This is a genomic window from Methylobacterium sp. A49B (assembly GCF_053346215.1).
In genome coordinates, this window is record NZ_JBKFBO010000140.1 from 1 (window position 1) to 17888 (window position 17888).

At 66.5% G+C, this 17888-nt stretch carries 24 protein-coding genes and 2 tRNA genes; 11 read left to right on the forward strand and 15 right to left on the reverse strand.

Annotated features, from left to right (window positions below):
- The first annotated feature begins 32 nt into the window (after positions 1–32).
- The 10 genes from ACLBX9_RS28735 to ACLBX9_RS28780 all read left to right on the forward strand — a co-directional run bounded on the left by ACLBX9_RS28735 (position 33) and on the right by ACLBX9_RS28780 (position 5880).
- Positions 33–1088 carry a peptidoglycan-binding protein gene (locus ACLBX9_RS28735; RefSeq protein ID WP_447718184.1) on the forward strand — a complete coding sequence of 352 codons (1056 nt, stop codon included), beginning with the start codon at positions 33–35 and terminating at the stop codon, positions 1086–1088.
- Positions 1088–1537, forward strand: coding sequence for a hypothetical protein (locus ACLBX9_RS28740; protein ID WP_447721299.1), 450 nt, complete (start codon positions 1088–1090; stop codon positions 1535–1537). The genes ACLBX9_RS28735 and ACLBX9_RS28740 overlap by 1 nt, the downstream gene beginning before the upstream one ends.
- Before the next feature lie 52 nt (positions 1538–1589).
- Positions 1590–1784, forward strand: a complete 195-nt coding sequence (locus ACLBX9_RS28745; protein ID WP_447721300.1) for a hypothetical protein — start codon at positions 1590–1592, stop codon at positions 1782–1784.
- Between the two features lie 204 nt (positions 1785–1988).
- Positions 1989–2246, forward strand: coding sequence for a hypothetical protein (locus ACLBX9_RS28750; protein WP_447718181.1), 258 nt, complete (start codon positions 1989–1991; stop codon positions 2244–2246).
- Complete coding sequence (locus tag ACLBX9_RS28755) at positions 2243–2710, forward strand: hypothetical protein (protein ID WP_447721301.1); 468 nt, start codon at positions 2243–2245, stop codon at positions 2708–2710. Before ACLBX9_RS28750 ends, ACLBX9_RS28755 begins: the two co-directional genes overlap by 4 nt.
- A gap of 465 nt (positions 2711–3175) precedes the next feature.
- Positions 3176–3730, forward strand: coding sequence for a hypothetical protein (locus ACLBX9_RS28760; RefSeq protein ID WP_447721302.1), 555 nt, complete (start codon positions 3176–3178; stop codon positions 3728–3730).
- Complete coding sequence (locus tag ACLBX9_RS28765) at positions 3696–4127, forward strand: hypothetical protein (RefSeq protein ID WP_447721303.1); 432 nt, start codon at positions 3696–3698, stop codon at positions 4125–4127. The genes ACLBX9_RS28760 and ACLBX9_RS28765 overlap by 35 nt, the downstream gene beginning before the upstream one ends.
- Position 4128: 1 nt before the next feature.
- A complete protein-coding gene (locus ACLBX9_RS28770) occupies positions 4129–4581 on the forward strand; it encodes a hypothetical protein (protein WP_447721304.1) in 453 nt (150 codons plus the stop codon).
- Positions 4582–4696: 115 nt separating this feature from the next.
- Complete coding sequence (locus ACLBX9_RS28775; RefSeq protein ID WP_447721305.1) at positions 4697–5071, forward strand: hypothetical protein; 375 nt, start codon at positions 4697–4699, stop codon at positions 5069–5071.
- A gap of 230 nt (positions 5072–5301) precedes the next feature.
- Positions 5302–5880 (forward strand): hypothetical protein, encoded by a 579-nt coding sequence (locus ACLBX9_RS28780; protein WP_447721306.1) that lies wholly within the window; start codon positions 5302–5304, stop codon positions 5878–5880.
- Here the strand turns inward: ACLBX9_RS28780 and ACLBX9_RS28785 are convergent.
- The 14 genes from ACLBX9_RS28785 to ACLBX9_RS28850 all read right to left on the reverse strand — a co-directional run bounded on the left by ACLBX9_RS28785 (position 5877) and on the right by ACLBX9_RS28850 (position 14582).
- Positions 5877–6158, reverse strand: coding sequence for a hypothetical protein (locus ACLBX9_RS28785; RefSeq protein ID WP_447721307.1), 282 nt, complete (start codon positions 6156–6158; stop codon positions 5877–5879). The two genes, ACLBX9_RS28780 and ACLBX9_RS28785, sit on opposite strands and share 4 nt — an antisense overlap.
- Before the next feature lie 2 nt (positions 6159–6160).
- Positions 6161–6406, reverse strand: coding sequence for a hypothetical protein (locus ACLBX9_RS28790; protein ID WP_447721308.1), 246 nt, complete (start codon positions 6404–6406; stop codon positions 6161–6163).
- 4 nt (positions 6407–6410) lie between these two features.
- Positions 6411–6647: a hypothetical protein gene (locus ACLBX9_RS28795; protein WP_447721309.1), complete on the reverse strand. Its 237-nt coding sequence runs from the start codon at positions 6645–6647 to the stop codon at positions 6411–6413.
- The gene (locus tag ACLBX9_RS28800; RefSeq protein WP_447721310.1) at positions 6611–6784 is read right to left on the reverse strand and encodes a hypothetical protein; all 174 of its coding nucleotides are present in this window, start codon (positions 6782–6784) and stop codon (positions 6611–6613) included. The genes ACLBX9_RS28795 and ACLBX9_RS28800 overlap by 37 nt, the downstream gene beginning before the upstream one ends.
- A gap of 39 nt (positions 6785–6823) precedes the next feature.
- Positions 6824–7006, reverse strand: coding sequence for a hypothetical protein (locus ACLBX9_RS28805; RefSeq protein ID WP_447721311.1), 183 nt, complete (start codon positions 7004–7006; stop codon positions 6824–6826).
- A 2-nt stretch (positions 7007–7008) separates the two neighbouring features.
- The gene (locus ACLBX9_RS28810) at positions 7009–7203 is read right to left on the reverse strand and encodes a hypothetical protein (RefSeq protein ID WP_447721312.1); all 195 of its coding nucleotides are present in this window, start codon (positions 7201–7203) and stop codon (positions 7009–7011) included.
- The gene (locus tag ACLBX9_RS28815; protein WP_447721313.1) at positions 7200–7382 is read right to left on the reverse strand and encodes a hypothetical protein; all 183 of its coding nucleotides are present in this window, start codon (positions 7380–7382) and stop codon (positions 7200–7202) included. Before ACLBX9_RS28815 ends, ACLBX9_RS28810 begins: the two co-directional genes overlap by 4 nt.
- 4 nt (positions 7383–7386) lie before the next feature.
- Positions 7387–7644: a hypothetical protein gene (locus tag ACLBX9_RS28820; RefSeq protein WP_447721314.1), complete on the reverse strand. Its 258-nt coding sequence runs from the start codon at positions 7642–7644 to the stop codon at positions 7387–7389.
- A 79-nt stretch (positions 7645–7723) separates the two neighbouring features.
- Positions 7724–7799: transfer RNA gene (locus tag ACLBX9_RS28825), tRNA-Val, on the reverse strand.
- A 263-nt stretch (positions 7800–8062) separates the two neighbouring features.
- On the reverse strand, positions 8063–10489 hold the full coding sequence (gene lon / locus ACLBX9_RS28830; protein WP_447721315.1) for an endopeptidase La: 2427 nt from the start codon (positions 10487–10489) through the stop codon (positions 8063–8065).
- 246 nt (positions 10490–10735) lie between these two features.
- On the reverse strand, positions 10736–12007 hold the full coding sequence (gene clpX, locus ACLBX9_RS28835) for an ATP-dependent Clp protease ATP-binding subunit ClpX (protein WP_010684321.1): 1272 nt from the start codon (positions 12005–12007) through the stop codon (positions 10736–10738).
- A gap of 184 nt (positions 12008–12191) precedes the next feature.
- Positions 12192–12818, reverse strand: coding sequence for an ATP-dependent Clp protease proteolytic subunit (locus ACLBX9_RS28840; protein WP_010684320.1), 627 nt, complete (start codon positions 12816–12818; stop codon positions 12192–12194).
- 126 nt (positions 12819–12944) lie between these two features.
- Complete coding sequence (gene tig, locus ACLBX9_RS28845) at positions 12945–14366, reverse strand: trigger factor (protein WP_010684319.1); 1422 nt, start codon at positions 14364–14366, stop codon at positions 12945–12947.
- A gap of 131 nt (positions 14367–14497) precedes the next feature.
- Positions 14498–14582, reverse strand: a tRNA-Leu gene (locus tag ACLBX9_RS28850).
- A gap of 148 nt (positions 14583–14730) precedes the next feature.
- Between ACLBX9_RS28850 and ACLBX9_RS28855 the strand changes: the two genes are divergently transcribed.
- Complete coding sequence (locus ACLBX9_RS28855; protein WP_447721316.1) at positions 14731–16212, forward strand: multicopper oxidase family protein; 1482 nt, start codon at positions 14731–14733, stop codon at positions 16210–16212.
- 7 nt (positions 16213–16219) lie between these two features.
- On the opposite strand, the gene ACLBX9_RS28860 is transcribed toward ACLBX9_RS28855, so the two are convergent.
- Positions 16220–17707 carry an NAD(P)H-hydrate dehydratase gene (locus ACLBX9_RS28860; RefSeq protein WP_447721317.1) on the reverse strand — a complete coding sequence of 496 codons (1488 nt, stop codon included), beginning with the start codon at positions 17705–17707 and terminating at the stop codon, positions 16220–16222.
- Between the last annotated feature and the right edge of the window lie 181 nt (positions 17708–17888).

Consider the following 17888-nt stretch of genomic DNA (forward strand, 5'->3'; position numbering starts at 1 on the left):
TCTCCATCCCCTTCTGAACCCTGGTGCCCGTCATGACCGACTGGAAGCGGATCCTGCCCGCGGTCGCAGCCCACGCGCGCGCCGACATCGTGGCCGCGTTCATCGCGGCCGATGACCGGATCGCGGCGGCCGAGATCATCACGCCGCTGCGCATCGCCCACTTCGTCGCCCAGGTGGCCACGGAGACCGGCGGCCTGACCAAGCTCGAGGAGAGCCTGTTCTACACGGCCGAGCGGCTGTGCGCGGTCTGGCCAAAGCGCTTCCCGAACCTCGCCGCGGCCAGACCCTACGCCGGCAACCCGAAGGCGCTGGCCGAGAAGGTCTACGGCGGTCGCCTCGGCAACGTGCAGCCCGGCGACGGGTGGCGGTACCGCGGCGGCGGCGCGCTGCAGACCACGGGGCGAGCGAACTACCGCGCCGCCGGGTTCGAGGCCAATCCGGATCGCCTGCGCTCGCCGGCCGGCGCGATCGCGGCCGCGCTCACCTACTGGACCGACAACGACTGCAACGCGCTCGCCGACGCCGACGACGTCGAGGCCCTGCGCCGCCGCGTGAACGGCGGCACGATCGGGCTGTCCGAGTGCCGCGCCTACCTGGCCAAGGCGAAGGCGGCGCTGCGCGTGATCCCGGCCCAGGCGAAGCTCAAGGCGCTGCGCTATCCCGTGGGCAAGGTCGACGGCGACCACGGCGACCGCACCACGGCCTCCGTGCAGCTCCTGCAGAAGAAGGCCGGCCTGCCCGTCACGGGCGAGCTCGACGACGACACGCTCGCTGCGCTCGACACCGCCGAGGCGCTCCCCGTGGCGGCCAAGGACGCGAACCTGGCGCGGAGCCGCACCGTCCAGGGCGCGGGCGTGGCCGGGTCCTTCGGCTTCGCCGAGGTCGCCCAGAGCGTCAGCGAACTGAAGGACCAGGCCGAGAGCGCGCAGGCCCAGATCTCGGCCGGCACCGTCTTCGGCTTCGTCATGGGTGCGCTGATCGTCGCCGGCGCCCTCTACGCCCTGTACGCGCGCTGGGACGATGCCGGCCGGCCCATGCCGGACGTCCTCGCGCGCCGCTTCCCGAAGCTCACCGGAGCGCGCGGCTGATGTTCGACTTTTCCTGGACCGCCATCCTCCTGGCGGTCGCGCCCCTCATGCGGGCCGCGATCTCGCCGGTGACGCTCAAGATCCTGGCCGCGGCGTTCGCCGTCCTGGTGATCGGGCGGATCGTCCTGCCCGCGCGCCTGCGAATGGTCTCCCGGACGATGGCCGCCGGCGTCGCGGCCTTCGCCTTCTGCTGGCAGGTCGCGGTGACCGACGGGGCGCAGCGCATGCTCGCCCACGACCACGCCGTGGCGCTGCAGGCCGAGCAGCTGCGCGCCGAGAAGGCGGAGGCGATCACCCACGAGGCGCTGGAGCTGCGCGCCCGCGACCAGGCCGCCCACGACGCCGACCTCTCCAAGATCAAGGAACTGACCGATGCACTCGCCCGTGATCCGCGCCGCGATGGCGTGTGTGTGCCTCGCGATCTCAGTCGGCGGCCGCGCCAGCTTTAAGGGCGATGTCCCCGCGATCGATCCGCTCGCGCCGGCCGACATCCGGGTCACCTTGCCCGAGCCGCCCGAGGGCGTAGCCGCGTGCCTGCGCGAGGCCTTCCCTGATATCCCGGATCGATCGCTGACCCGGGCCGACGTCGTGCGCATCATCGGCCGGGCCAAGGTGCTCGACCGGTCGAAGGCGGCCTGCGGCGAGCGCGCCCTGGCCTGGATCGCCGCCGTCCGACGCGACTTCGCCAAGCCCTGACCGACACCAAGGCCTGCGAAAGTTTCGCGAGCCTTCCGGACGTCGCCGGGCCCTTTGTCTCCCACTCACAGCACCCAACGCGACTTGCCTCTCACCGGAGGCCGGTCCGTGCAAATCAACGCGCGACCGGAACGCCGGCGTGCGCCTCTCAGGCCTTGGGGGCCCACCATGCCCGATACCGGACCGGACGGTCGGAGCTCCTCGATGGAGGTCGCGTTCGCGCGCTTCGAGGGCTCGGTCTCGACCGAGATCAAGAACCTCGCTCACGACGTGAAGAACCTCGTGGCCTCGCTCGCCGCCTACGCCACCACGCGCGACCTCAGCGCGGCCGAGCAGCGGATCGACAAGCTGGAGCGCGCGCAGACTTGGCTCATCCGCACGATCGCGGGCGCCATCATCACCGCCTCGATCTCCGGTGTCGGCGGCCTGGTGTGGTGGGTCGCCAAGGCGGCGCACCCATGAGCGGCGCCGAGTTCCGGGCCTACAAGGCCGCGCTGGCCGCGTGCGTCGTCGCGTGGCTGCTGCTGCTCGCCTTCCTGGCCGGCCCCCACGTCGCGGCCGGTCTCTTCCCGGTCCGCACCGAGCTGCGCGTCGACCAGGTGGCGCGTACGCGTGAGCGCCTGTGCTGGGACCTGTCGGGGCTCAAGGTCCGCGACGGCGCGACCGACGACCTCGACGTTTTCTTGTACGCGGCCGGCATCGCCGGGCGCATGGTGGTCTCTGTCTATGGTGAGGCGGACGGCATCCCATGGCGCAGCATCGGCTCGACGCCGATCGGGCCGTTCCACAAGCGCTACTGCGTGGATCTCGGCCGCATCCCGGCTTCCGCTCCGGTCCGGCTGGAGATGACGGTCTACTACCCCGACGCCTTCGGTCTTTTGCGCGTGCCGTTGCGGATGCCGGACGTCAGCGCGCCAGGCACGTAGCGTCGCTTCACATCCTACTTCACACCGCTTCAGGCGCCTCGGCTTTGGCCGGGGCGCCTTTTGTCGTTTCAGGTGCAGGAACTGGCGCTCCGGTCGCGCGTCTACAGAGTTCCCAAGGCAATAACCTTCAACCCCGCCGGCACCGCCGCGCGGGGCTTTTTCGTGCGCGGTCCCGGGCCGGGACGATCTCCGCCCGGCCGTCGCCACCGGCCGCTAACCCGCCGCGGTCATCCTGCCCCCGAGCCGCGTTGCGTATCGGCTCGGCTCACACGCTGGTGAGATCGGACGCTCCCCCGCCCCGTGAGCAGATCGGGGCGGGGCCGAGCGGACGTGGTCAACAGGCGGCATGACAACACGCGGCTAGCGCACTAGGCAGGCGCGCCTTCGTGCAGTTTGTTGTTTTGAGACACACCCAATAATTTCCGCTAACCATAGCGACCCAAGGCCCTTCCGCAGACCGCGCCGTTGTCTTATATCACAACCCCACCTGCCATCGAGATCGCAGTCAGAGAGGGCAGACTATGCGAACTGATCCTAGAGTTTGATAGCGACCCGGTACGGCGTGGCCTGTTCGTCTATCCCCAGTTGAGAGACGATCTGGCGCGCGCTCGTGAAATCCCACGAATGGGCGCACTGAAAGGCGATCTTGAAGGGTTTGTTATTGGTCAGTTTCAAACTCTGGCCATGACGCCGCGCAAACATAAGAACGCAATGATGGGGCGTCTTTCCCCGCCATCAGCAGGAATATGGGACATTCGTTCCCGAAGAGATCCGCCCGGGATTCGGGTTTTTGGTGGCTTCGCAGCACGCGATGTCTTTGTCGCACTTAATTGGCATCCCCGATCCAGGCGAATTGAGGGATTCGATAAAGAGCCGCTAGGGGATCCGCAGAAAAGCTATGCGTTTGAGTTGGCGGCTTTGAACGCGGAAGATCTTTGGCAAGAAGCCCTTCCTCATCTGCCTCGAGTTGTAGGAGAAAATCCCGATGACTACCTCTCCGAAAACTTTAGTGCTGAGTGATATATCTGGCGCAGCTCCATTGCCCGATGGTACTAAAGAGTATCTTCGTCAGCGAGTGAGGCAGGCTTTTTTCAGTAGTGTCCGTGAAAAACTCGCCACTGCAGAGCGGGCAGGCCTTAAGCGCTCTGACTTAGCGCGACGTATGGGTAAGGGTAAAGCCAATTTGTCCCATCTTCTGGCAATGCCGGGTAATTGGACTTTGGATACCTATACAGATTTATTGGTTCATATTTCGCAGGAAGAACCTGTTCCCTCGTCTAAGCCCTACGCCGGCCGCGCCAAATCAAATCATGGTCCAATCGTACTACGAGATCCGTCACCTGCTCCTGTAAAACTTGATGTAAGCCCGCCCGGTGCAAACTCGGGATCGCAAAGCTATATTGTTGAGTTGCGCTGAAATGGCAAGAAAATCAGTCAGACTTGGGAACGTATTACTCTGCGATTATGTCGCAAGAGGGGAAAACAATAAATTTGTCTTGGTGAATGCATACTCCGGCGATATAGTAGTGCAGCAATTCCCTGCCAGTTTGCCGTTTGGACTATATTGCGAGCACTTGCCGGACAATGTTGGCCATTTCGAGTTGACGTTAGATATTAAAATTAGCGGACAGCTTCTATTTTCTGCTAATGTCGCATTAAGGATTTTCGAACTTGCCCCTCAAGTGATAGCGATACCTAATTTTTTAGCGAATATCGACTCTCCATCAACAATCGAGGTCGTGATAACCGCCGAAGGGTACAAAGATACGGTTGCACTTCTGAAGAGCATACGCATCGGCAACTTTGGAGTTGCTCAAGGCATCGCGTCCGAGCTGAGTCCTGAGCAAAATCCGTCCAATACGATGCGATGAATTTGGCATTTTAGAGTTAGTTCCTCTTCTTACCCTCTCTTCTAAGGGCGCGGTCTTCCGGAAGCTAACGCCGCCTGTGACCTCGACCAAATCAATCTGATTTTAACAGCCGCGAATGTCAGACCTCCCGCCCGCCGTCGCGTCCTGGCGCGACCAGATCGAACGCCTGTCCGAGCACGCCTCGCCGTGCCGGTATCTCGCGCCGGCCAAGTGGGCGGCGATCCGTGCGAACGCGCTCGCCTTCATCGACCAGCACGGCGCCGAGGCGCACCGGCTCGGCTTGACCGCGCCCGAGCTGTTCGGCGTGCACCCGATGACCGGGACCCTGCGCGTGGACTCCTGCGGCGTGCTGATGCTCGGACCAGGCGCGGCCGAGACGATCAGCGCCGATCGGATCGGCTTCGGACAGATGGCCGGCTATCGCTTCACCAAGGGCCAGACGCCCGGCATCCCGGTTTGGGAGTTCGCGGCGCGGGCCCGCGCCGGGTAATCGGCGAGCTGGGCGGCTAATGAAAACTAATCTGCCGCCATGTCTAAGCCAGGCTTGGCCCTAAGATGTTGCACATTTGTCGAGCGATCTGGGCTCCAATCAGTTCTCAGTAATTACACGCAGTAACAGCCCTTGCCAAAGCCTTGATCGATAACTACCCGGAGAATAGCGACGCTCTGCCGTCCATCAATTTGGGGTTAGTTATGAGAGGATCGAGGTGGGTCGCCGGGGTGAAGGCGCTGGCAGCGGTGACCGCGCTCGCTTGTATGGCGACAGCAGCATCAACAACCGCAAAGGCGGATGTCTATAATTATTCATTTTACGCAAACGGTTTGGCATCATTTACCGGCTCTTTTGAAGCAACAATTTCAGGAGTTGGGAGTAATATTTCTTCTTCGTCTCCGGTGACAATCACTTCTGGCACAGGAACGGCGGGCAGCCTAGCTTGGGTCGATTACGGCAATGGTGTTTTTGGACCTGGTCTTGTTTCCGGGCCGGTCAATAGTGTGTTCGGCACGTTCACTCTCAATAACGGCCTTGGAGCTTTTGCTGCAATTGCCAACAACTCTCAACAGCTTGCGAGTGGTCCAGTCTCTGGAACCAGCGACAATTTCTCTTTCGGCAATGTTCTCAACGGTCTTTTCTCTGCAGAAACTACAACATCCTCGAGTGGTGGCGGCGGTGGTGGCGGATCTGGCGGGGCCCCCTCACCCGAAGTGAACCGCTTCCTCGGCCTTGCCCTGGTCGGCGGCGCCTTCATGTTCCTCCGCCGCAAACGAGGCTCTCGCCACGAGGCGACGGCAGCCTAACGCGTTAGCGTCAAGCTGCATGCGGTTGGGCCGCGCTGCTGGGCAGGTTCGCCCGCATCGCGGCTCGGCTGCTTGCAGGGCTCGCGCTGCAGCCGCCGCTCCGCCTCATTCTCGGCTGCATGTCGCTTCTTCGCGGCGATCAGATCGTCGAGCCACGCGATCGCACTCTCGTGGGCCTGAACGACCCGGACATCGCCGAGGGCTTGTCCGATCTGCCAGCGGTGCCAAGCGCGCACATCCGACAGCGCCTGCAGGTAGCCCTTCTGCTCGTCAGTCACGGCTAGTCCGCCCGCACCTCATGCCGCCCGAGTTGGGCCAGCAGGTAGCGACCGGCGTGCGTCAGATACCACGCCGACCGCGTGCGTCCTGGGCCACGGGTAATTCGCGACTCGACCAGCCCCATCTCGACCAGCATCGGCATGACGGACGGATGCGCCTGCATCCGGAGGCCGCCTGGGTTGGCCGCTACGGCGCGCAGGGCCTTCAGCGCGAGGCCGCGGACCGGGGCGTGCGGTTCGGTGGGCATGCTTCTACAGGCCGACGACGGATATGAGCACCAGCGTGGAGACCGTTAGGAGGCTTCCGAAGAGCGCAAACGTGATGGCGTCGCGCCTCTTGACTGACTTTCGCTCCAAAACAGAGGCGATCAAGCTTGATGAGGTGTACCCGGTGATCGGACCGGCCACCCACATGATGACGAACAGGATCCAACCGATTGTCGTCTGCGGGGTCATGGCTTCGACGGGCGGCGTCTCGACGGGCGGCATCGTTGCTTCGGTGTTAGCGCCTTGTCGAGGATGCCAGTGATCATCTGGATAATCGGCTCGGCCGGCGTGCCGTAGATCGTTTCGCACGAGCCCTCAACGAGCGCGCGGATGCGCTTCAGCGCCTCCACGGGATCCATCGGCGGATCGAGCTCGTGTTCTTTAGGCATGCCGGCGAGCTATTGCAGCATCCCCGGCGAGTCCATCAGGCCCAGCCAGATAGCCAAAGCCAAAAGGTCGCTGTCGGTGAGCGCCTCGCTGTCGACCAGCCAGAGCGCGAAGTCGTCGCTCCAGGGCTCGACCGTTTTGCCGAGCAGCCGCAGCGCCTCAACGGCCTCTAGGATCGGATCGATGTCGCCCATCTTTACGTCAGTGCGATCAGCATCCAGGCGCGCGCCTTCGCCTCGATGTCGTGCTCGTCGGCCGATGGGTCGTCGGCGATGGCGCGGTTCACGATCTCCCGGGCGTCCACGCCGCTCATCCCGATACCTTGGATGAACCCACTGAGCCGCCCCATCAGACGGCTGGCCACAAGTTCGCGTCTTGCGTCGTCGCTCATGCTCTCCGCCGCCTGCGTCTAGGCTTCGCCGGAAGCGCCTTGGCCAGCACGTTCCGGATTTCGCGCAGGACCAAGTCGGAGGCGCCAGGGTTATCGACCTCTCCTGCGACGTTGACGAACAGCTCGATGAGCCTGAGCGCTTCGTATGGATCCATCAGCGGAGCGGGTTCTTCGGCCATCGCCTCACTCCTTCACCGGATGCGCCAGCAGCACCGCAGTCCGGATCATGTTGCGCTTCCACGCCGACTTGTCGGTCTCCAGCGCCTGGGCCGCGCGCTCGTTCGTCTCCAGCACCTCTACAAGGTCGAGGGTCCAGCCCTTCGCCAGCGGATAGGCCTCGGCGGTGAGGTCGGCTAGCACCGCGTCGACTGCGGCATAGGTCTCCTGGTCGGAGATTTCGGCGGCTTTGCGCAGCTCGGAGACGGTGGGGTCGATAGCCATGATGCTTACTATACGCTTACCGGACGAATGCTCTGGTAAGCACGATGAGTAAAAACGATCGCTAAGTCGCTGTAATATCTGGTGGGCGGTGAGGGACTCGAACCCCCGACCCTCTCCGTGTAAAGGAGACGCTCTACCAACTGAGCTAACCGCCCCGCGGCCCACCGTTACGGCATGGCACCGGTTTGGTGCAAGGCTTCGCGCGTCCGGTTGCGCCTAAGGGCGGCACTGCATAGCCTCCGCCGCCGAGCCGGGACACGTGCCCCGTAAATTGGATGCCCATAACGATCCGTTGGGCCGATCCGCAAGCCCGGAGCAGCGCTTGCATCATGGGGCAAGCAGTAGGCGTCCGGGCGTCAGGGCATCAAAAAGCCCCCGGCGCCGGGCACCGGGGGCTCGTCTCACACGCTCAAGTGGCTCAGTGCGCCACGAAGGCGGCACCGTCCTCCTCGGCCCGGGCGGGCTTGGCCACGGGCAGCGGCTCTTCCCACTCGATCGCCTCGGGCTGGCGGACCAGCGCCTTCTCCAGCACCTGATCCATCCGCGAGACCGGGATGATCTCCAAACCGTTCTTCACGCTGTCGGGCACCTCGGCGATGTCCTTGGCGTTCTCCTCGGGGATCAGCACCGTCTTGATGCCGCCGCGGAGCGCGGCGAGCAGCTTCTCCTTCAGGCCACCGATCGGCAGGACCCGGCCGCGGAGCGTCACCTCGCCGGTCATCGCGACGTCGCGACGGACCGGGATCCCGGTGAGCGTCGAGATGATCGCGGTCGCCATGGCGATGCCGGCCGACGGACCGTCCTTCGGGGTCGCCCCCTCCGGAACGTGGACGTGGATGTCGCGGCGCTCGAAGAGCGGCGGCTCGATGCCGAAATCCAGGGCTCGGGAGCGGACGTAGCTCGCCGCCGCCGAGATCGACTCCTTCATCACGTCCTTCAGGTTGCCGGTGACCGTCATCTTGCCCTTACCAGGCATCATGACGCCCTCGATCGTCAGCAGCTCGCCGCCGACCTCGGTCCAGGCCAGACCCGTCACCACGCCGACCTGATCGTCCGCGTCGATCTCGCCATAACGGAACTTCGGCGGGCCGAGGAAGACGGGCAGGTTCTCCGGTGTCACCGCGACCGACTTGGTCTTGGTGATCAGGATCTCCTTCACCGCCTTGCGGATCAGGTTGGACAGCTCGCGCTCCAGGTTGCGGACGCCGGCCTCCCGCGTGTAGCGGCGGACCAGCATCATCAGCCCGTCATCGTCGATCGACCACTCATGCGTCCCGAGGCCGTGCTTCTTCAGGGCGTTCGGGATCAGGTGCTTGCGCGCGATCTCGACCTTCTCCTCCTCGGTGTAGCCGGCGATGCGGATCACCTCCATCCGGTCCATGAGCGGGCCCGGAATGTTGAGGGTGTTGGCCGTGGTCACGAACATCACGTTCGAGAGGTCGTAATCCACCTCCAGGTAGTGGTCGTTGAAGGTGCTGTTCTGCTCAGGGTCGAGCACCTCGAGGAGCGCCGCCGACGGATCGCCGCGGAAATCCATGCCCATCTTGTCGATCTCGTCGAGCAGGATGAGCGGGTTCGAGGTCTTGGCCTTGCGCATCGACTGCACGATCTTGCCGGGCATCGAGCCGATATAGGTCCGGCGGTGACCGCGGATCTCGGCCTCGTCGCGGACGCCGCCGAGCGACATCCGGACGAACTCGCGACCCGTCGCCTTGGCGATGGACTTACCGAGCGAGGTCTTGCCGACGCCCGGGGGACCGACGAGGCACAGGATCGGACCGGTGAGCTTGTTCGCCCGCTGCTGCACGGCGAGGTACTCGACGATCCGCTCCTTGACCTTGTCGAGGCCGAAATGGTCCTCGTCGAGCAGCGCCTGGGCGCCGAGCAGGTCCTTCTTGATCTTCGAGCGCTTGCCCCACGGGATGCCGAGCATCCAGTCGAGATAGTTGCGCACGACGGTCGCCTCGGCCGACATCGGTGACATCTGCCGGAGCTTCTTCAGCTCGGCGGTGGCCTTGTCGCGGGCCTCCTTGGAGAGCTTGGTCTTCTCGATCTTCTCTTCCAGCTCGGCCAACTCGTCGCGGCCATCCTCGGAGTCGCCCAGCTCCTTCTGGATCGCCTTCATTTGCTCGTTCAGGTAGTACTCGCGCTGGGTCTTCTCCATCTGCCGCTTGACGCGGGTCCGGATGCGCTTCTCCACCTGGAGCACGGAGATCTCGCTCTCCATCAGCGACAGCACGCGCTCGAGGCGCTGCGCCACCGTAGGTGTCTCCAGGATGCCCTGCTTGTCGGAGATCTTGACGAGCAGGTGCGAGCCGATCGTGTCGGCGAGCTTGGACGGCTCGTCGATCTGGGTCACGGCGGAGACGACCTCGGGAGAGATCTTCTTGTTCAGCTTGACGTAGTTCTCGAACTCCGAGAGCACGGAGCGCGCGAGCGCCTCGGCCTCGACGCGGTCGCCGAGTTCGTCGTGCAACGCCTCGGCAGTGGCCTCGTAGAACTCGTCCGAGCGGGTGAAGTCCACGACCTTCGCGCGGCCGACGCCCTCGACCAGCACCTTCACGGTGCCGTCAGGCAGCTTCAGCAGCTGGAGCACGGAGGCGAGGGTTCCGATCTTGTAGATGGCGTCGGTCGCCGGATCGTCGTCGCCCGCATTGATCTGCGTGGCGAGCAGGATATGGCGGTCCGTGCGCACGGCCTCCTCAAGGGCGCGGATCGACTTCTCGCGGCCCACGAACAGGGGCACGATCATGTGCGGGAAGACGACGATGTCGCGCAGGGGGAGGACGGCGTAGGTGCCCGTCGAACCCGGGACCACCGGCTGGCGCGATTTCGACTGTGACATGCTGACTTCCTCTCAGGACGCCCGGGTTCGGCGCCCCCATGCACGGAGCGCGCCTACAGCCAGGGGCCGACCGGGCCGCGAGGGTCGGATTTCGCTAACTTTGCGGCTGGCGACGCGGACCGGACCTCGAAGGAGCGTGCGGCCACCGCGCTGAGCCTGAGGTGGCTGCGGGGAGCAACATTTTCAAGCCGATCCCCGCAGCGCGCCCGGCCGGAGCCGGGCGCTCAATGCAACCCTACCGGGCGCCTACGCGCTGACGCTGGCGGGCGCGTCCTTGTTGCGGTCGCCGTGGATGTAGAGGGGGCGCGACTTGCCCTCCACCACCTCCGGACCGATGACCACCTGCTCCACGGACTCGAGGCCCGGCAGGTCGTACATCGTGTCGAGCAGAATCGTCTCCAGGATGGAGCGCAGACCGCGGGCGCCGGTCTTGCGCTCGATCGCCTTGCGGGCCACGAGCGAGAGCGCCTCGTCCTGGAAGGTCAGATCGACGTTCTCCATCTCGAACAGCCGCTGGTACTGCTTGACCAGGGCGTTCTTCGGCTCCTGAAGAATCTTCTTCAGCGCGGCCTCGTCGAGGTCCTCCAGGGTCGCCAGGACCGGCAGGCGGCCGACGAACTCGGGGATGAGGCCGAACTTCAGCAGATCCTCCGGCTCGACCGAGCGGAAGATCTCGCCGGTGCGGCGGTCATCCGGGGCCTGCACGGTCGCGCCGAAGCCGATCGAGGTGCCCTTGCCGCGCTGGGAGATGATCCGCTCCAGCCCCGCGAAGGCGCCGCCGCAGATGAACAGGATGTTGGTGGTGTCGACCTGCAGGAATTCCTGCTGCGGGTGCTTCCGGCCGCCCTGGGGCGGGACGGAGGCGACCGTGCCCTCCATGATCTTCAGGAGCGCCTGCTGCACGCCCTCGCCCGACACGTCGCGGGTGATCGACGGGTTGTCGGACTTGCGGGAGATCTTGTCGATCTCGTCGATGTAGACGATGCCGCGCTGCGCCCGCTCGACGTTGTAGTCCGAGGCCTGGAGCAGCTTCAGGATGATGTTCTCGACGTCCTCACCGACGTAGCCGGCCTCGGTGAGCGTCGTGGCGTCCGCCATGGTGAACGGCACGTCGAGGATCCGGGCCAGCGTCTGCGCGAGCAGTGTCTTGCCCGAGCCGGTCGGCCCGATCAGCATGATGTTGGACTTGGCCAGCTCGACGTCGTTGTGCTTCGTCGCGTGGGCGAGCCGCTTGTAGTGGTTGTGCACCGCGACCGAGAGGACCTTCTTGGCGAAGTCCTGGCCGATGACGTAATCGTCGAGGACCCGGCGGATCTCCTTCGGCGTCGGCACCCCGTCGCGGCTCTTCACCAGCGAGGATTTCGACTCCTCGCGGATGATGTCCATGCACAGCTCGACGCACTCGTCGCAGATGAACACGGTCGGGCCGGCGATCAGCTTGCGGACCTCGTGCTGGCTCTTGCCGCAGAACGAGCAATACAGCGTGCTCTTCGAGTCGTTGCCGCCAGTCTTGCTCATATCGGTCTCCGATTCCCCGCGTCCGCAGCCGGCTACGGGCGGACGCGCATCGCATGAATGTAGGGGGCCCGTTTAAAGAAACAGTGTGCTGTGCGCCTTTGACCGAAGGGCCCGAACCTCGATGCAAACACGCTGCCGCGGCGGGATCAAGGCCGCGCCGCGGCGGTCGGACGACGCATTCCGCTTAGGTTGCGGCCGGCTCCGGACGCTTCTCGATCACCTCGTCGATGAGACCGAACTCCTTGGCCGCGTCGGCGGTCATGAAGTTGTCGCGCTCCAGCGCCGTATGGATCGTGTCGTAGTCGCGACCCGTGTGCTTCACGTAGATCTCGTTCAGGCGCCGCTTCAGCGCCTCGATCTCGCGGGCGTGGATCAGGATGTCGGTCGCCTGGCCCTGGAAGCCGCCGGAGGGCTGATGGACCATGATCCGGGCGTTCGGGAGGGCGAAGCGATGGCCGGGCTCGCCGGCGGTCAGCAGCAGCGAGCCCATCGAGGCGGCCTGGCCGACGCAGAGGGTCGTCACCGGGCAGCGGATGAACTGCATCGTGTCGTAGATCGACAGGCCCGAGGTGACGACGCCGCCGGGGGAGTTGATGTAGAAGGAGATTTCCTTCTTCGGGTTCTCCGCCTCGAGGAACAGCAGCTGCGCCACGATCAGGGATGCGCCGTAATCCTCCACGGGACCGGTGAGGAAGATGATGCGCTCACGCAGCAGGCGGGAATAGATGTCGAAGGCGCGCTCGCCGCGGCTCGACTGCTCGACGACCATCGGCACGAGCGCGTTGTTGTAGACGTCGATCGGATCTCTCATCTCGTCCTGCCCCAGAGTGAGGCCCGGGGCTGCCGCGAATCAGGGCAACCCCGGACATGTCAGCGAACACCGGCGATGCTTAACCATCGCCTAACCCTTGCCCGCCGTCCTGGGACAGGGCGGGACTCAGTCGGCCTTGGCCTCGGGCTTGGACTCGTCCTCGGCCTCGGCCTTGTCTGCCGGCTTGCCGCCGGTCGTGTCGTCGTCATCATCGTCCGCGAAAAGCGCCTCTTTCGAGACGGGCTCCTCGACGAGTTTGACCTGCCCGAGAACGTGGTCAACCACCTTTTCCTCGAACAGGGGCGCGCGGAGTTCCGCGAGCGCCTGCGCATTCTTCCGGTAGAAGTCCCAGACCTGCTGCTCCTGGCCCGGGAACTGCCGGACCCGGGCGATGAGGGCCTGGTTCACCTCGTCATCCGAGACCTTGATATCGGCGCTCTCGCCGACCTGCGCAAGCACGAGACCGAGGCGGACGCGGCGTTCGGCGATCTTCCGGTACTCGGCCTGGGCCTTCTCCTCGGTGGTGTCCTCGTCCTCGAAGGTCTTACCGCGGGTCTTGAGATCCTGCTCGACCTGCGCCCACACGGCGGCGAATTCCTGCGCCACCAGGGAGGGGGGCAGCTCGAAGGCGTACTTGCCGTCCAGCGCGTCGAGCAGGTCCTTCTTCAGGAGGCGGCGCGAGGCGGCCTCGAAGTCCCGGCCGATCGCCTCGGACACGGCCTCGCGGAGCTTCTCCAGCGACTCCATGCCCATGGACTTCGCGAGTTCGTCGTCGACCTTGGCCTCGCCCGCCGCCTGGATCTTCGTGACCGTCACGTCGAACTCGGCATCCTTGCCGGCGAGGTTCTCGGCCCCGTAGGCCTCCGGGAAGGTGACCTTCACGAGGCGCTTGTCGCCAACCTTGGCGCCAACGAGCTGCTCCTCGAAGCCCGGGATGAACGAGCCGGAGCCGAGCTCCAGATCGATGCCCTCGCCCTTGCCGCCCTGGAACTCCTCGCCGCCAATGCGGCCGACGAAGTCGATGGTGACGCGGTCGCCGCTCTGGGCCTCGGCGCCCTCCTCGCGCTCGGCGAACGGGCGGCTCTGGCCGGCCATGCGCTCCAGGGCCTCGTTCACCTCCGCGTCGGAGGGCTTGGCAACGCGCTTGGTCAGGCTGACGTCGGAGAGGTCGGCGAGCTCGAAGCTCGGCATCACCTCGAGGGCGACCTTGAAGGCGAGGTCACCCTTGGCGTCCAGCGCCTTCTCGACCTCGGCCTGATCGCTCGGGAACTCGACCTGCGGCTCCAGGGCGAGCTTGAGGCCGTTGTCGGTGACGATCTGGCGGTTGGCCTCGTTGACGGCGTTCTGCACAACCTCGGCCATCACGGAGCGGCCGTAGACCTTGCGCAGGTGCGCGACCGGCACCTTGCCGGGGCGGAAGCCCTTGAGCTGCACCTTGTCCTTCATGCCGGACAGCTCGTTGGTCAGGCGCTCCTCGAGTTCCTGGGCGGCCAGCAGCACCTGAAACTCGCGCTTCAGCCCCTGGGCGTTGATCTCGGTCACCTGCATCGTCGTCGTCGCTCTTCAAAGAAACCTGGGATCGCCGGCCGGGCCGACGTCGTGCTCGCGCGGTCCGGGATGCCGAGATGTCGGGTACGGGGCGGAGGGTCCCGAGGGGACCGCAACCTCAGCAGAGGTCCTGGTGCGGGCGGAGGGGCTCGAACCCCCACGTCTTGCGACACTGGAACCTAAATCCAGCGCGTCTACCAGTTCCGCCACGCCCGCGCGCGCCGACATCCGGCGCATCGCCGGCCGCCGGAAGCGCGCCCTATAGCATGGGCCGGCCGGCCCGCAGCAAAAAACTTGCCCCTGTGGCGCGGGAGCCCGCGCGCCGCTAAGGAGCGGACCTGTCGCGACCCGCAGCCGAGATCCCATGCCGCCATCCCGCATCGTGCCGCCGACCGATTCGCGTGCCGGCACGCCGTCGCGCCGGACCCTGCTCGCCGCCGCGGCGGCCTTCGGGCTCGCGCCGGAGGCCGCGCGGGCCCAGGCGCCGGGAGCGCCCTCCCCCGCCCAGCCGGAGCCCGCGGCCGCGCCGGCGACCCTACCGGCGGCGCCCGGCACGACGCGGTTCAGGCCGGAACCCGCGCCGGAGACGACGGTCTGGTGCTTCGACGGCAAGGCCCTGCCGCCGGTCGTCCGGGTGAAGCTCGGCCAGCCGGTGCGGCTGAAGGTCGAGAACAAGACCGACAAGCCGCTGTCGCTGCACTGGCACGGGGTGAGGAACGTCAACGCCATGGACGGCGTCGGCGGGGTGACCCAGGCGCCGATCCCGCCGGGCGGCGACTTCCTCTACGCCTTCACGCCGCCGGATGCCGGCTCCTACCTGATCCGGCCCCTGGTCGTCGGTGGGGCGAGCGAGCCGTCGGGCCGCGGCCTCGCGGGCATGCTGGTCGTCGAGGAGACCAACCCACCCGCGGTCGACGCCGATGTCAGCGTCGTCCTGCAGGACTGGCGGATCCAGGACGACGGCACCCTCATGCCGTTCGGACAGACGGCGCTCGCCGCCGCGAACGGGCGCCTCGGCAATCTCGTGACCGTCAACGGCAAGCCGGTGCCAGGCGCCTTCGAGGCCCGCTCGGGCTCCCGGGTCCGCTTGCGGCTGGGCAATGCCTGCAACGCCCGGGCGACGCGGATCAAGTTCGAGGGCGTGAAGGTCTACGTGGCGGCCGTCGACGGGCAACCGACCGACACGTTCGAGCCCCTGCGGGCCACCCTGCCCTTCCCGCCCGGCACCCGCTACGACCTGCTGGTCGACCTACCCGAGCAGGAGGGCGCCACCTGCGAGATCCACACGCTGATTGGCAAGGGACTCGTCCTGGCCAGCGTCACCACGAAGGGCCCCAGGATCACCGAGAAGCGGCCGCCGATCGGGCCGATCGGCGAGAACAAGCGCCTCCCGGCCGAGATCAAGCTCCAGAACGCCCTGCGCCGCGACGTGGTCATCACCGGCGGCGCCTTCGTGCCGAAGGACGCCAAGGAGAAGGTCAAGGACGGGGCGGCGCCCGAGCCCGTCTACACGGGCGACCCGCAGAAGGTCTGGTCGGTGAACGGCACCAGCGGCGTTGCCGGCCTGCAGCCGATCTTCTCGGTCAAGCGCGGCCAGGTCGTGGTCCTGGCGCTGCGGAACGAGACGGCCTTCCCGCAGGCCCTGCACCTGCATGGCCACTGCTTCCGCCTGCTCCACCCCCTGGACGACGGCTGGGAACCCTACTGGCTCGACACGTTCCAGCTGCTGGAGGGCCGGACTGCCCGGATCGGCTTCCTGGCCGACAATCCCGGCCGCTGGCTGATCAGCGCCACGGTGCTGGAGCGGTTCGATACCGGACTCTGGACGGCGTTCGAGGTCACCTGATCGCGGCTTACTCGAAGCCCCGCAGCACCGCGGGCATCAGCTCGGGGATGTCCTCGGCGATCAGGCCCGGGCCGTGGCGCAGGCCGGCGTCGCCGTGGAGCCAGACGCCGGCGGACGCCGCTTCGAAGGGCTCCATGCCCTGCGCGAGCAACCCGGCGATCAGGCCGCCCAGCACGTCGCCCGAGCCGGCGGTGCCGAGATAGGGGCTGCCGTGATCGTTGATGGCGGCGCGTCCGTCCGGGGCTGCGATGACGGTATCGGAACCCTTCAGGACGACGATTGCGCCGGTCAGGCGCGCAGCCGCCCGGGTCCGCACGACCTTGTCGACGCCCTCCACCGTCGCCTCCGTGCCGTCGAACAGCCGCGCGAACTCGCCCGCATGCGGCGTCAGCACCGCCTGCGCGCCGCCGTCGGCGAGATGCGCGGCCAGCAGCGGCGCCTGCCCGGCGAAGCTCGTGAGCGCGTCGGCGTCGAGGACGAGCCCCCGCCCGGCCGCCGCCGCCACCGCGACGCGCTCCCGAGTGGGCTCGCCGGTGCCGAGGCCTGGTCCGGCCAGGACCACGTTCAGACGCTCGTCGGTGAGCATGTCGTCGAGGTCGTCGGCGCTCTCGCACGGACGCAGCATGATCGCCGTGAGGTGCGCGGCGTTCTCGGGCAGCGCGGCGACCGGCGAGACGACCGTCACTAGTCCGGCGCCGACCCGAAGAGCGCCGCGGGCCGCGAGCCGGGCGGCACCGGTCTTGGTGGCCGGTCCCGACAGCACGAGAGCGTGGCCGCGGGTGTATTTGTGGCTCGTGCCGGTCAGGCGGGGGAAGTCCCGCGCCCAGAGATCCGGACCGTTCCGGTAGGTTGGCACACAGGCAGCGAGACCGGCCTCAAAGGCGGCTGGCCCGGTGCCGATATCGGCCACGCTCAGCTGACCGCAGAGGCTGCGGCCGGGTTCGAGCAGGTGGCCGGGCTTGAGGGTCACGAAGGTCACGGTCTCGACGGCGCGGATTCCGGCGCCGCGCACCGCCCCGGTGTCGCCGTCGACGCCGCTCGGCACGTCCACAGCGAGGACCGGCGTCCCGCTGGTATTCACCGCCTCCACCAGCGCGCGGGCGACACCGTCGAGGTCGCGGGCGAGACCGGCGCCGAACAGGGCGTCGACCACAAGATCACAGGCAGGAAGCGCCTCCGGATTCGCCCTTCCGACCGGGCCGCGCCAGGCCTCGGCGGCGCGGGCGGCGTCGCCCTTCAGCGTCGCGCGGTCGCCCAGGAGGAGAAGCTCGACGGTGGCACCGCCCTCCGCCAGCAGACGCGCGGCGACGAAGCCGTCGCCGCCGTTGTTCCCTGGTCCACACAGGATCACGATCCGTCCGCCCGCCGGCAACCGGGCACGGGCGCGGGCCGCCACCGCGGCGCCGGCCGCCTCCATCAGCGTGAGGCCCGAGGTCCCGCCATCGATCGCCGCGGCATCGACCCGCCTCATTGCCGCGACCGTCAGCAACCGCATGTCCGCCTCCAACCCTGCCCGTGCGCCGATCAAGCCTTGGCTAAAGACGCGCCACAAAAACCCGAAATGCCCTAAGGATGTGCTGGAATCGCACATTGATTAGGCACCATGCTCCGGTGCGCCGAGAAATCGGCATGGCGGACACGTCACGAGGATGTTAGAAATGCCAGCCACCGCAGAG